The organism is Bilifractor sp. HCP3S3_D3, assembly GCF_052063915.1.
Taxonomy (GTDB): Bacteria; Bacillota; Clostridia; order Lachnospirales; family Lachnospiraceae; genus Bilifractor.
On record NZ_JBQHWP010000008.1, the window covers coordinates 73557 to 88563 of the forward strand.

General features: G+C 50.2%; 11 protein-coding genes. All 11 read left to right on the forward strand.

Translation table 11 applies throughout. The features are described from left to right. Positions 1–21 precede the first annotated feature (21 nt). The 11 genes from asp1 (at position 22) to ACTNDI_RS06520 (ending at position 14685) form a co-directional block, all read left to right on the forward strand. Entirely contained in the window at positions 22–1629 is a 1608-nt protein-coding gene (asp1, locus tag ACTNDI_RS06470; RefSeq protein ID WP_441100033.1) for an accessory Sec system protein Asp1, read from the forward strand. Beyond that, positions 1619–3118 carry an accessory Sec system protein Asp2 gene (asp2, locus tag ACTNDI_RS06475; protein ID WP_441100035.1) on the forward strand — a complete coding sequence of 500 codons (1500 nt, stop codon included), beginning with the start codon at positions 1619–1621 and terminating at the stop codon, positions 3116–3118. Before asp1 ends, asp2 begins: the two co-directional genes overlap by 11 nt. Before the next feature lie 3 nt (positions 3119–3121). Beyond that, positions 3122–3598: an accessory Sec system protein Asp3 gene (asp3, locus tag ACTNDI_RS06480; RefSeq protein WP_441100037.1), complete on the forward strand. Its 477-nt coding sequence runs from the start codon at positions 3122–3124 to the stop codon at positions 3596–3598. A 108-nt stretch (positions 3599–3706) separates the two neighbouring features. Further along, the gene (gene secA / locus ACTNDI_RS06485) at positions 3707–6028 is read left to right on the forward strand and encodes a preprotein translocase subunit SecA (RefSeq protein ID WP_441100039.1); all 2322 of its coding nucleotides are present in this window, start codon (positions 3707–3709) and stop codon (positions 6026–6028) included. A 442-nt stretch (positions 6029–6470) separates the two neighbouring features. Then, positions 6471–7028 carry a cupin domain-containing protein gene (locus ACTNDI_RS06490; protein WP_441100040.1) on the forward strand — a complete coding sequence of 186 codons (558 nt, stop codon included), beginning with the start codon at positions 6471–6473 and terminating at the stop codon, positions 7026–7028. 39 nt (positions 7029–7067) lie between these two features. Continuing rightward, a complete protein-coding gene (gene potA / locus ACTNDI_RS06495; protein WP_441100042.1) occupies positions 7068–8510 on the forward strand; it encodes a polyamine ABC transporter ATP-binding protein in 1443 nt (480 codons plus the stop codon). Between the two features lie 101 nt (positions 8511–8611). After that, positions 8612–9397 carry an ABC transporter permease gene (locus tag ACTNDI_RS06500; protein WP_441100043.1) on the forward strand — a complete coding sequence of 262 codons (786 nt, stop codon included), beginning with the start codon at positions 8612–8614 and terminating at the stop codon, positions 9395–9397. A 35-nt stretch (positions 9398–9432) separates the two neighbouring features. Further along, positions 9433–10194, forward strand: coding sequence for an ABC transporter permease (locus ACTNDI_RS06505; protein WP_441100117.1), 762 nt, complete (start codon positions 9433–9435; stop codon positions 10192–10194). Further along, on the forward strand, positions 10191–11759 hold the full coding sequence (locus ACTNDI_RS06510; RefSeq protein ID WP_441100045.1) for an ABC transporter substrate-binding protein: 1569 nt from the start codon (positions 10191–10193) through the stop codon (positions 11757–11759). The genes ACTNDI_RS06505 and ACTNDI_RS06510 overlap by 4 nt, the downstream gene beginning before the upstream one ends. A 506-nt stretch (positions 11760–12265) precedes the next feature. Continuing rightward, complete coding sequence (locus ACTNDI_RS06515; RefSeq protein WP_441100046.1) at positions 12266–12535, forward strand: kinase to dihydroxyacetone kinase; 270 nt, start codon at positions 12266–12268, stop codon at positions 12533–12535. A gap of 26 nt (positions 12536–12561) precedes the next feature. Beyond that, positions 12562–14685 carry an S-layer homology domain-containing protein gene (locus ACTNDI_RS06520; RefSeq protein ID WP_441100047.1) on the forward strand — a complete coding sequence of 708 codons (2124 nt, stop codon included), beginning with the start codon at positions 12562–12564 and terminating at the stop codon, positions 14683–14685. Positions 14686–15007: the final 322 nt, after the last annotated feature.

A 15007-nucleotide genomic window follows, 5' to 3' on the forward strand; every position in this document is an offset into this window, starting at 1 on the left:
AGTTTGTGAAAGGAATCATTTATGCAGTATTTTATTCCTGCCTGGTATCAAAATGGTGACTGGAAGGAGAATGAGCAGGTCTGGTATCGTTCCCGTACCGTGACGGAGTTCGATGACACGGTCAAGCAGATTCAGCTGTTTTTCCGGAAAAAAGCAGCTCCTTTTAAAATTATGCTGCTTGGCTTTTCGCCGAATTTCCGCCATTTTCTCCACCGGCAGGGTGTCTATCATGCTCCTTACTGGTCCTGCTTTGATGCCATGCAGGGCATTGCTTCGGACCGCACCGTCCTTTTCTCTTTCCATGATCTTTCCTGGCCGGGTGATGTGGAATTCATCTATTCGCCATTCGCGGTGATTGTCCGGCGAAACCAGAAGAAATACGCGCAGATCGAATTTGCGGAAGACGGCAATATGTTCCGTGTGGACATGTTCAAAAATGATGACCGGATCTGTTCCAATTATTATGATGACCGGGGGTTCATGTCCTGTCAGATCGTCTACCGCGACGGGATCGCTTACCGGGAGCAGTATTTTAATGAAGACGGTGTATGGAAGTTCGCCCGTTTTCTGGATGACGGCCATGTTCTGATCAACCCGGACAGCAGCTGGTATTTCGTGAACCTGAATGATCAAAAGCACGAATCTCCCAGGAAGGTGAATTATCAGAGACTGGAATACCCCGATATAGAGGCGATGATCACGGAGGTTCTGCAGGAGAACCTGAAACTGACATCGAACGCGGATATTTTCGTGATCGCGGTACATCGGCTTCATTCGCCTGTTCTGGCGCAGGTCATGAAAAACCGAAAGACCGTTCTTTCCTTTTTTGCGCGCCGACTGGATGAAAACGGCATCGGGGAGACGGACCGGCAGCTGATGAAGGATGCCGATGCGATTGTGGCGGATAAGAATGTGACGGCCCGGAGGATTCAGGAGCAAACAGGGCTTCAGAAACCGGTCCGCGTGATCACACCCTATGATTCGCGTGAGGAATCCGGCAACAGCCTTCATCTGCCCGTGCAGAATATTCTGCTGGCTGTGGATCAGATCAATGATGAAGATTTCAACACACTTGTCGTTCTGCTTGCGAACTACATTCTGACCCGGAATCATCGTGCCCGTGTCTGCATGTTCACACGTTCTTCCGCATACGACAGAAAGAGCCGCCTGATGCATAAGGCACGGAAGGCGCTTCGTGCCGCCCGCATGAATCCGGAACTGGCCAGAGAGGATGATAAGGTCAGTGAGAGCAGAATTGACTTTCAGGAACAGGCTGCCTGTGTTTTTTCGGTGGCCCAGTGTGTGGATGAGATGACAGTCAGTCAGAAATTGCGGGAACAGCGAATCGTAGTAGATCTGCAGCCGGTTCCGGACCAGTTCCTTCAGATTTCAGCGATGAGCATGGGAATCCCACAGATTGCCGGTCAGGAAACCGATTATTTCGCGGATGGCAAAAACGGCATCCTTGTCCGAAATCTTTCGGATCTGCCGGATGCTTTGGATTATTATCTGAGCAGCATCGCGCATGTCAATCAGGCGCAGATTGCCTCGTACGAGCTGGGCAGCCGTTTTTCGACGGAACAGCTTGTTCAATCCTGGAAGGAGATTTTAGAGAACGTTGAACATTAGAGCATTGCAGCTTGGAGGGATCAATTATTCCGGCCGTTTTACACTGCCTCCGGATACGGATTGGAATTATGAGCCCGAACTGAAGCTTTCTGACACGGAATATGATGTTGCGGTCATTGATCGTGTTCTCGCAGATCCGGAAGTGGATATTCTGTCCAGAATTGTGCGCGCATACAGTTTGTTTGTTCTGGATGATATCTCTCTGACTGACCGGATGAAATATCTGATGCGCAGCCGGTGCGGAAGCAGAATCGCGCGAGATGAATTGCCGTCGTTTCTGGAAAAACAGCTTCCGAATTATTTCGGTCGGCCTTATGGTGAGAAATATGACCCGCATACGATGGCAATTGCGCCCGGTTTTCAGGGCAGGGTACACTGGAACGGATTCACGGAAACCGTCATGGAGGGCGATTTCGGCGATCACATGAAGCAGGCGCTCTATTGGCGGGGCAATATTCCCGTAGAAGAAGGGCAGGCCATTGATTTCTGGCTTGAATATCAGACGGAGGGTGATGTCGGGATCGAGCTGCAGATCGTCCAGTTTGCTGCGGGCAGTGTTGCTTCCATTCAGAAAATCTGGAAATTCGATGAGGCAGCACTGCGGCAGCCGGTGACCATTGATAATAAGAAGAAGGACGGTCCGGTGTTTGTATCTCTGAACGCCCGGGGGAAAGGTACGCTTCATGTCATTGCGCTGCATGACCGTTATTCACGGCGCGGCGCCGGTAGTTTTCTGCCCGGCGGCAGGAGAATTGTTACCGGAAACCGGGAGGAAATCTTTGCGTATCTGGATCCGGGCGATTTCAAGCCTCCGCTCTGTGTATATTTTTCCGGGTACAAAACCATGGAGGGCTTCGAGGGTTATCATATGATGCGGCGGATGGGAACACCCTTTCTGCTGATCAGTGAGGCCAGGCTGGAAGGCGGAGATTTTTATCTCGGAGATGAGGAATACGAGACATGCATGAAGAAGGTTATTGAGCAGGCCATGCAGGAACTGGGATTTTCCCCGGAACAGGTGATCTTCTCCGGTCTCTCGATGGGTACATTCGGAGCCTTGTACTATGGCTCTATGATTCGCCCGGGTTATATCATTGTGGGAAAGCCTCTGGTCAATCTGGGAAGCATGGCGAAGGCCGAACGCATTCAACGGCCGGGTGGCTTTCCCACTTCCCTGGATGTGCTGTGGAAGCAGTATCATCATCTGGATCAGACCGCTTCTGATCAGATGAATCAGCACTTCTGGGATACCTTTAACCGTACCGACTGGACCGGGCGTTCGTTCTACATCGCATATATGATCGAAGATGACTACGACGCCGCTGCCTATCAGGATCTGCTCTCGCATATGCAGGGCAGGGGTGCGAAGGTGATCGGAAAGGGACTGCACGGGCGTCATAATGATGATACCTCCGGTATTGTCTTCTGGTTTTTGAGGCAGTTCCGGAGGGTTCTCCGGGATGCTTTCGGCAGAGAGCGGGAGTCCTGAATTATGGAAGATAAGATAAATAAGGATACTAAGAATAATAAAGGAAAAATATGGACCGTGTACTGGAGGGAATATACCAGTGACGCATATCTGTACGGATCGGAAATTGAATTTCTGTCCCTGGATGACGTATTTTTCCGAAATGCGCTGATTCCGCCCGGGACAGCCATCAAGACCTGGTACTCCATGGTAAATTTTCAGGCGGGCCGAATCGAACCTTCCCTCCCGATTATCGATGGGGAGGGAAGGTATCACATTACCGTGGATCTGGATTGTGAGGTTCCCGGGGGCATCTTCCTTCAGCTGGTATTTTTCGGAAAAAACGGAGAAGAAGCAGGAAACCTGATCGTCGATCAGCCGGAGATGGATTTCAGGTGTCCGCTGAAGACGTACAGTTACAAGGCACAGCTGATCTGCGCAGGCGGACATGCGTTTCATTTTCACTCTTTTACAATCTCGGAAAAAACGGACCAACGATGATGATCGGAAAGAATGAGAATAATTATGTCTATCAGTGAGAACGGGCATCATTATGTCTCTCGGTAAGAATGAGAATAATTATGCCTGTCGGAAAGAACGGTAATCACTATGACGAATAGATATTTTATGAACATCACAGGGAAGGTCAAAGCCTGCGCCCGGAGGATGGCCGGCCTGAGTGATGAACAGCTTCAGGCGGTGACAACTGATTTGAAATCACAGCTGAGAAGCGGCAGGACTCTGGATCAGATTCTTCCGGAAGCCTATGCGGCGATCTGTGAAGCGGACCGCCGTGTCCTCGGTAAATATCCGTATGACAATCAGATATATGGCGCTGTCGCGATGCATCACGACTGCCTCGTGGAGATGAATACCGGAGAGGGAAAGACTCTGACGGCGACCATGCCCCTGTATCTGCATGCCCTGACGGGGAAAAGCACCATTCTGGTAACGGCAAATGAATATCTGGCTTATCGTGACGCGGCCCAGATGCGTCCTGTATTTTCGTTCATGGGTCTGACGGAGCGGGCAGGTGTAACACGGCAGCCCGGCCAGACACTGACCAATGACCAGAAAAGGAAAAATTACAGCGCGGATATTCTCTATACGACGCATGGAGCTCTGGCCTTTGATTACCTGCTGAACAATCTGGTGAGGCGCGCAGAGGATCGTTTTCTGCGCGATTTTTATTTTATCATTATTGATGAGGCGGATTCTGTGCTGCTGGACGGTGCGCAGATGCCGCTGGTGATCTCGGGTTCTCCCCGTGTGCAGTCAAATCTCTATGAGATGACAGATTTTTTTGTATCCACCTTAAAGGAAGACCGCGACTATCTGACCGAGGATAAGGCGGTGTGGCTGACGGATCACGGAGTTGCCTATGCCGAGCGTTTTTTCGGCATCAGCGACTATTATAATCACAGAAACTTCGAGATCAACCGTCATGTCACACTGGCTCTCCGGGCGCATGTGCTGTTGAAGCGGCAGGAGGATTATCTGGTTTCCGATCAGGATGAGATTGTCCTTCTGGATAATGACACCGGTCGAAGTCTCCCGGGAATGAAGCTGCGCGGCGGCGAGCACCAGGCTCTGGAGCAGAAGGAGCATGTGCCCCTGACGCAGGAGCAGCGCTCTGTCGCCTCCATCACATATCAGAACCTGTTTCTTATGTTCCCCAAAATGTGCGGAATGAGCGGTACGATTTCAAACGCCCGGCAGGAGCTGCGCTCGGTCTATCATAAGAGGGTTGTTGTCGTACCGCCGCACAAAAAACTGCGCCGCGTTGACCGGAAGGACCGTTATTTTGTAACCGCGCAGGAACAGTTCCGGGCAGCACTTGAGGAGACATTGAAATGCCACAGAAAGGGGCAGCCGGTGCTTATTGTGACTGCCACCATTCAGGATACGCAGATTTTCTCACATATGCTGGTGGACAAGAGTGTGCCGCACAGCGTCCTGAACGCGGACAATGCCTACTGGGAGGCTGAGATCATCGCGGCTGCCGGCATGCGAAATGCCGTGACCGTGTCTACCGGTATGGCCGGCCGCGGCACGGATATCAAACTGGAGAAAGGAGTAGACGTACTCGGCGGGCTGGCTGTCATCGGTATCGGCCGAATGGAAAATCTCCGCCTGGAGCGGCAGGCGAGAGGACGTGCCGGGCGGCAGGGAGATCCCGGATCCTCCCAGTTTTTTGTTTCTCTGGAGGATGACATTGTCATGACGATGTATTCCGAAAAGGCCGAGGAATATCTGGATCGCAGCCGTCCGGTTTCTCCGTGGAAGCTCAGACATCTGATCAACAGTGCGCAGAAGACGAGGGAGGAGCAGAGCATCTCTACCCGTGAACAGGCGGTGCGGTACGATAAGATTCTGCGCCGCCAGCGCGAAATTCTCTACGGTGCGAGAAACCGGCTGCTTGACCGGGCACAGATCGACAGAGAGACAATGTGGGGCATCATCAACGATGCGCTGACGTCCTTTGTAAAATCACATCCGGACTTGCAGGAACATGAACTTACCCGGTATGTTCTGGACAATCTTTCTTACGAGCTGGACCCGGAGATTCTGACACCTCATAAAGATCCGAACGAGCTTCTCCGGCGAATGCAGCAGTATGCCGCAAAGCTCTATGACCGGAAAATCTCTACTTTTGATCATCAGGAGCAGGCACAGGACTACATGCGCCAATGTATCCTCCGCGCGCTTGACGACGGATGGGTGGAAGAGGTGGATTACCTGCAGCAGCTGCAGTACGCCATTACGACACGCGGCACGGCGCAGAGAAACCCTGTTTTTGAGTACAGCCGGGAAGCCTATCATTCCTTCGAGGACATGAAGGAGGCCATGAAGAAGAACATCACGAGGAATTTCTTCCTGGGTGATCCGGAAACAGACGCAAACGGGGAGATGAATATTATATTTCCGTAGTGTAATATTCATTACGCGGAGAAGAACCGCAAAATATTGCTGCAGAATGGCTGAAAATTTTGCCGCAGAATAGCTGCAAGTATTGCCGCTAACAGGTATGAGCATTCAAGTGCCGCTAATGCGTCACTGCATGCTCATACCTGTTTTTTTACGCGAACAGTGAGCCGCAGCCGAATGCGAAGTATTCGTGTGCGGCGAGCGTCGCGATAGCGAGATAAAACTCGCGCAGCGTGTTTTATCTCGTTGCAATGTTAACTGTATCATTAATAGTTGACTTTTTGTTTATTGCTAGTATAATCGTCTCTGGATAAATGGTTTAGCGTCAGAACACTTTGTGTTTACTTGCGGAGTATGGCACGATCTGAGGCAGCGTGTGACATCAACTGCTCACGACCTGAAGACGGTGGGCTTCCGCCTATGACAACCGAAAGGATTAATCTTAATGAATACAGATGAAATTAATGCCAACATCGGCAGACGGATCCGGGATCTGCGAAACCGGAATGATCTGACGCAGCAGGAGCTGGCGGACCGGTCCGAGCTCACCAAGGGCTTTATCTCGCAGCTGGAAAACGGGCAGGTGTCGCCTTCCGTGGAGACGCTGATGAATCTGATTGAAATCCTCGGCACGACGCCGGCGGATTTTTTTAAGGAAGGAGAGAAGGAGCAGGTCGTTTTCTCCCCCGGAGATTACTTTGTCAAGACGGATGATGCAGGAAACAGCCGGACATGGCTGATCCCGGGTGCCCTGAAGTTTCAGATGGAGCCGCTTCTGGTCGTCATTCAGCCGCATGAAAGTCTGGATGAGGACAAGCCTCATACTGGGGAGGAGTTCGGCTATGTCCTCAGCGGACGCATCAGTCTCTATCTCGGAGACAAGGTCTATCACGTGAAAGCGGGCGAAAGCTTTTACTACAGGACGGAGAAGGATCACCGGATTGCGAATCAATCCGCCAGACCTGCAAAGCTGATCTGGATCAGCACGCCGCCGATGTTCTGAATCAGGTTTTTCTATATCATTTTGAGAGGTTTTTGTACGATGGAGAGCACAAATATTATCGAATTAAAACATGTCACCCGCTCCTTCGAGGACGGCTTCAGCGCAGTGACGGATTTTAACCTGGAGGTAAAGCGCGGGGAGTTCGTAACCTTCCTGGGTCCTTCCGGCTGCGGAAAAACCACGACGCTCCGGATGATTGCGGGTTTTGATCTTCCGACTTCCGGTGAGATCCTTCTGAACGGAAGATCCATCACGGATCTTCCGCCGTACCGCCGGCCGATCAACACGGTCTTTCAGCGATACGCGCTTTTTCCGCACATGAACATTCACGACAACATCGCATATGGCCTGAAACAGAAGAAGACTCCGAAGGATCTCATCGAGAAGAAGGTGAAAAAGGTCCTCGCTCTCGTGGACCTGGAGGGCTTTGAGCGCCGGAATGTATCGACACTTTCGGGCGGACAGCAGCAGAGGATTGCCATCGCGCGCGCTCTGGTGAACGAGCCGGAGATTCTGCTTCTGGATGAACCGCTTGGGGCGCTGGATCTGAAGATGAGGCAGGAGATGCAGTACGAGCTGAAAGATATGCATGACAAGCTCGGTATCACCTTCATCTATGTCACCCACGATCAGGAGGAGGCATTGACTATGTCGGACAAGATTGTGGTCATGAATGAGGGGAAGGTCCAGCAGATCGGGACTCCGGAAGATATCTATAACGAGCCGATCAATGCTTTTGTCGCCGACTTCATCGGTGAGTCCAATATCTTCAATGGCATCATGACCGGGAAGCGCAGAGTCCGCTTCGGCGGCGGTGAATTTGACTGTGTCGATGATGTGGCGGAGGGAACGCATATCACGGCAGTCGTGCGCCCGGAGGATATCGAGATCACCGCTCCGGAAAAGGGCATTGTACAGGGAACCGTAACCAATGTCATATTCAAGGGAATTCATTATGAGATCACGGTGACCGCCGGCAAATACGAGTATGAGATCCAGTCTACAAAGAATGCGTCTGTCGGAAGCCGTGTCGGCCTCTTTGTCGAGCCGGACGGAATCCACGTCATGATTGCCGAGGATCATACGAATGTCTTTTACGCGGATATCAACAGAGATTTCCGTCTGGAATACAACGGTCAGAAGATTGAGACCAGCGTCACGAAGATCATCACCGGAAGCCGTCGTCTGGAGGACGGTTCTCTGGTCGACGCGCAGGGGGATGTCATTGATCTGAACCGCACACGGATCCGGGTGGAGATTCAGCCGGAGGATATCGAGATGACAGACGAACAGGACGCCGGTCTGGTGCAGGGCAATATTTCCAACCTCATTTATCAGGGCGACCACTACAGCTATGTCATCCAGACTGATCTTGAGCAGGATTTTGTCGTGTACGATGAGGATCTCTGGAATATGGGAGACCGGGTCAGCCTGATCATGCCTCTCGACAAGATAAAATTTGTCTATGACCGGAAGAAGTGAAGGATAATGTTCTGGTCCACTTGTGAGCAAGCTCCCCGTTGTGCCGGAAACATTGCGACCGGACTTATTATATTTGATTTTTCCTGACAGGAGATTTTATTATGAAGTTTTCCAGAAAAACCCTTGGTATTCCATACTCGGTATTTCTGATCCTGTTTGTTGTGCTGCCTCTTGTCGTGCTGTTTTTCTATGCTTTTACGAACGGGCAGGGGCACTTCACCTTCGCCAATCTGGCGGGCTTTTTTACGGATCCGAATGCCCTCGGAACATTAATATACAGTTTTGCCATAGCGGCGGTGACAACCATCGTCTGCCTGCTTCTGGCTTATCCGACCGCGTACATCCTGGCTATGAGCTCACTGAAATCCAAATCAGTGATCGTCATGATCTTTGTGATGCCGATGTGGATTAATTTTTCCCTGAGGATCACCGCCATGAAGGAAATACTGACATTCCTGGAGGGGAATCTTTCCATGTATCCCTTCCTGAATTCCGTGATCGGTATGACCTACGATTTTCTTCCGTTTATGATCCTGCCGATCTATACGACGATTTCGAGGCTGGACGGCGCGCTTCGGGAGGCTGCCATGGATCTCGGCGCGGATGAGCGCAGCACTTTTCTCTCAGTGACGCTTCCGCTTTCTGTTCCGGGAATCATCAGCGGTGTGTCGATGGTTTTTCTCCCGGCGATGACCAACTATGTTGTACTGGACATGCTGAACAACAGTACCTACATCATGGGAAGTCTGATCGGCAGCTATTTTGCCGCTTACAACTGGCACGCGGGATCAATGATCGCGCTGATTCTGCTCGGTCTGATCTGCCTGTTCACCCTGCTTTCGGGGTCCGGCGAGGAAGATAATCAGAGAGGAGGAGCATTGCTGTGAAAAAAAAGATCGGAACGTCTGTTTTCCTGTGCATCATGCTTCTGGTTCTGTATCTGCCGATCCTCATTCTCGCGGTGTACAGCTTCACAGATGCCACAAATATCGGCTCCATCCGTGGTTTCTCCATGCACAACTATGTAACGCTGTTCACAACACCCGAGCTCCTGCAGATGATCGGCGGAACGCTGCTTCTGGCAGTCGGCTCCGCTGTGCTTGCCACTTTTCTCGGAACGATCGGAGCGATCGGATCCTTCTATTCAAAAAGAAAGGTGAATGCCGCGATTTCTACAATCAACCAGATCCCGGTCATCAACGCCGATGTGGTGACGGGTTTCTCCATCTGCATTCTGCTTGTTGTGGTACTCGGCGTCTCCAAGGACACCTTTGTTCCGCTTGTGATCGGGCATGTCACCCTCTGCGCGCCCTTTGTCTACCTGTCTGTCATGCCGAAGATCCGGCAGATGGACTCCGCGCTGTATGAGGCAGCGCTGGATCTCGGAGCCACTCCATTCGGCGCCCTGACCCAGGTGGTCATCCCGCAGATCGTTCCGGGCATCATATCCGGATTCGGTCTTGCAATCACGCTGTCACTGGATGACTATTTCATCACGACATACACCAAGCCGGCTACCTTCAATACCATCAGCACCTATGTTGTCAATGCCACAAAGGGATCACAGACGACGATCAAGACGGCTCTGTGGGCACTCTCGACGATTATTTTTGCCGTCGTGATTCTCTTTGTTGCCATTGTGAATATCCGTACCGCGAAAAAAGAGGAGGCGCAAAGAGCATGAAAAAAATAACTGCATTTCTTCTCGCCGGTCTTCTGGCAGGTACGATGTACATACCAACGCCTGTCTACGCGATCCAGACAGCCGCTTCGAAAGAGAAGACCACTCAGAAAAATACCGTCGTTACAAGCGGTTCATCCTCCGGAACGGATGCAGAGGATAAGGACGATGTCATCACGCTTCGTGTCTGCAACTGGGAAGAGTATATTGACACCGGTGACTGGAGTGAGGATGAAACAATTGATCTGGACAGCGGAGATATCTTCGGGAAGAACTCTCTGATTGATGATTTTGAAACCTGGTACTATCAGACCTACGGCAAAAAAGTCCGGGTTGAGTATTCAACCTTCGGTACAAATGAGGATCTGTACAACATGCTCACGCTCGGAGATGTGTACGATCTGATCTGTCCCTCTGAATACATGATCATGAAGCTGATGTCCGAAGACCAGCTTCTTCCGCTTTCCGATCATTTTTATGATACCAGTGATACAAATAATTACTATTCGCGTGGCGTATCCCCCTATATCAACAATATTTTTCAGTCAAAGGAAATCAACGGAGAAACATGGGGAAAATATGCGGCGGGATACATGTGGGGCATTACCGGTATTGTCTATAATCCGAAATACATAACCGAGGATGAGGCTTCCACGTGGACGCTTTTCGATAATCCAAAGTTCAGACGAAAGCTGACGATCAAGGACAATGTAAGAGACTCTTACTTTATGGCGATCGGTGCCCTGAAATCTAAAGAGCTTACATCCGCAGCTTTTGTGAATGACCCGGACTATCATCAGAACCTGGAGGATGTCATGAATGACACTTCTCCGGAGATGATCGCCGAAGTTCAGGATTATCTTCAGAATGTGAAGGATAATGTTTACTCCTTCGAGACCGATGCCGGAAAGGCAGATATGATTACCGGGAAGGTGCTTGCGAATTACCAGTGGTCCGGAGACGCGGTCTATACGATGGATCAGGCAGACGAAGATAATTACACCCTCAATTTTGCAGTGCCCAGGGAGGCTACCAACATCTACTTCGACGGCTGGGTGATGCTCAAGAGGGGAATCGGCAAAGATACGCAGAAGCAGCAGGCTGCCGAAGCATTTATCAACTTTCTCTCACGGCCGGACAATGTCATCCGAAATATGTATTATATCGGATATACTTCAGTCATCTCCGGAGGTACGGATCCGAGGATCTTTGAGTATCTGAAATGGAATTACGGAGCGGAACCGGATGAAAAGGACACCGTGGATTATGATGTCAATTATTTCTTCTCTCCGGACGGAACGGGAGATTATGTCCTGAAGGTTCCGGAAGAGCAGACGAAACGGCAGCTCTCCGCGCAGTACCCGAGCAGCGATGCCATCAGCCGGTCCTCAATCATGATCTACTTTAATCCTCAGAAAAACAGTGTAATCAACCAGATGTGGGTCAATGTCCGATGCTTCAATATCCGCAAGATGCCGGTATGGGGATGGATACTTACCATCGCCGCAGTAGCGGGAATCACCTGGCTCAGCGCCCTCCGGATCCGAAAGAGAAAAATGGACAAATGATACCCGTCCGCCTTTTTCAGTCCTACACCCCCACGAAGAAGTATGGTATAATACTGTATAAGTCCAGTCGCAATGTTCTTGGCCCACGGGGAGCTTGCTCACCAGTGGGCAAGAACATTAGCGACGACAACAGGTATGAGCATGGAGCGGTGTGAAGCAGCGCGAGAATGCTCATACCTGTTAGCGGCACGGAAGCTGCGAAGCAGCGAAGTGACGCGGGGACTTATACAGTTCGTGATACAAAAAGCTCTTCGAAAACGCAGACAGGATCGTCACGCGCGAAGCGTGTGTAAGAGACTGTATGCGATTTCGAAGGCAACAGGTATGAGCGTGAAGCCGTGTGAAACACGGCGGAAACGCGAATACCTGTAGGATTGCGGGAGTGCGAAGCACGGAGCAATCCGTAGCTTATACAGTTCGAGATACAAAAGGCTCTTCGAAAACGCAGACAGGCGACCTGTCGCGAAGCGCGTGTAATAGACAAAAAATATGTAAGGAGACAGTATATGAAACTTCCAAAACAGACACTTGAATTCCGCTATGACACCCAGCTCCTGATTGAAGGTGAGGATCTGGATGAGGATGAGATCTCTGAATATATCACAGAGCATTTCAAAGGTGACAGCCTGATTGCCGCGGGCGATGAGGATCTTATCAAGATCCATTTCCACACAAATGAGCCCTGGGATATCCTGAAATACGGAAGATCTCTCGGTGAGATTTTTGATATTGTGGTGGAAGATATGGATCGTCAGACACGTGGACTAAAGGGCTGAACGATTCAAGGAGTATTTTCCGTCACATGAAAAGGAAGATTATTAATCGGAAAGGCAGAATTCTTCGCAGGAGATCCTGCCGCAGAAAGATTTTTCTGCGGACTTTGATCCTGACTGGAGCGATCGGGCTTGCGTGCCCGATCGCTGTTTACGCGGAGGATTCTGCTGTTTTATCACATATTTCGAATGGCTTTCTGGATATCCGGGAAGAAGTTCCTGCGGCTATAGAAAACTATCCGGAAAGCAATAGCCGTTCCCTCTTGTTTGGCGCTGCGAATGAGACCTCGTATCCCGATAACATTACGGAAACGCTTCATTCATACCCTGCGGTTGGAAATCAAAAAGCGTACCAGACATGCTGGGCTTTTTCGACGCTGGGACTTGCGGAAATCAACATGTGTATGAAGAATCTGGCAACTTCTTCTGTGGATTACAGTGAGCTTGCCCTTGCATGGAATACTTATCATACGCAGGCTGACCCGCTCGGCGGAATGAAGGGAGATTCCTCCGAAATTGTCGGAGGCGGTAATTATCTGACACTCGGAGGGAACCCTTGGCTTGCCCTTCTGACACTTTCGCAGTGGTACGGTGCCTCAGATGAATCCCTTGCGCCCTATGGAAATGCAGCATCTTTTCGCGGTGTGAGTGCTTCGTCGGCAAGGAATGACCTCTCACATGTCAGGAACATCTACCGCATTAATATTTCCGAGAACAGGCAGACGGTCAAATCCTATGTGAAGGCAAAAGGCGGTGTCATGATTTCATATTATGACGACAGCGCCGCAATAAACAATCATTATTCGGACAAGTGCGCCTATTATTATCCAGCTTCACCCGGATCTGCCCCGGCAGCAAATCATTCGGTTCTGATCGTCGGATGGGATGACAATTTTCCATCATCGGCATTTCAGAGTGGAAGTCAGCCGTCCTCAAACGGTGCATGGCTGGTGCGCAACAGCTGGGGAGGAACTTCTGATATCAACAAGACCGCATACTTCTGGCTGTCCTATTCAGACCCGACCATCAGTGCCGCCGCCTACTCCGCCGATTTTTCATCAGCAGACGACTTCGACAATAACTATCAGTATGACGGATGTCTCGGCAGTGCTTCCCTGAACGCCAGAAGTTCCGAGGGAGGTTTAACTGCAGCGAATGTATTCACCGTGAAGGCTGGAAACAGCCAGGAGATTCTGAAGGCGGTTACCATCGGGATCAGTACGACAAATACTTCCTACAGGGTAGAAGTTTACCGGCAGCTCAAAAATCCTTCGGATCCGCTCAGTGGGATTCCGGTTAAGGAAGCAACGGCAGAAGGTTATACAGACTGTTCCGGTCTGATTCAGGTTCCGCTCTCCAGTCCGGTTCTTCTGGGAAAAGGAGGAACTTTTTCCGTCGTCGTCACGCTGACGGGGAAGGAAAGTAACTGCGGATTTCTGGCTGAGGAATCCAAATATGTGACTGACGCAAACGGAAACCGGGTCATCCGGCTGACTTCATCATCTGCTCCGGGAGAGAGCTTTATTCTCGAAAACGGTGTGTGGAAAGACCAGTACACCACATCCTTGAACAACATCCGGATCAAGGCATTCACGGATAACAGCTCCGCCTCTATGTTTTCAGATGTTTCCAGTCCTTCAAAATTTTATTATTATCCTGTGTACTGGGCAAAAGAGACAGGGATTACCTCAGGTACCTCAGCGACGCGATTTTCACCGGACCAGAAATGTACCCGGGCGCAGGTGATCACCTTTCTCTACAAGAAATATGGGAGCGGTGAAATCCCTCAATCGTCCGAAATCAGCGCTATCACAGATGTAAGCGCGGGAGATTATTATTATAATGCGGTAAAATGGGCGCTGGCGCACGGTGTTACGAACGGGACCTCCGCCTCCACTTTCAGTCCGGATAGTCCATGCACAAGAGGGCAGATCGTTACTTTTCTTTACAAGATACTCGGGAATACAGATTCTGCATTGCCTGACGAATCTATATTCTCAGACGTACAGAAGGGCAGTTATTATTACGATGCTGTGAACTGGGCAGCGGCTGAGAAGGTCACAAACGGTACCTCCCCTTCAACCTTCAGCCCGGAAAACACCTGTACACGCGGACAGTGCATCACCTTCCTGTACAACGCTGCTGAACGATAAAGATAAAATATAGCGATCATCTGCTGAGAGCAGAAGATCAGTCACACGGTCGGACTGATTTTCTGCTCTCATTTTTCTTATTTTTTCTCATTTTTTTCTCCTTTCTTCGCCTCTTTTCTTTGCTCTGTTTTGATTCCTTTCCAGTTCTGTTATGATTCTTTTCTATTATCCAAATATGTCCATTTAATGTACTTTCATTTTAAACGATATCTTAAGACACACTTACTGTTGTATTTGAATATGTCCATATATTCAGTGACATTTATGAACGCTCAGAATATTTCTCTTTAGTAAAACGCCTTTATACACAGTGACTTTAAAA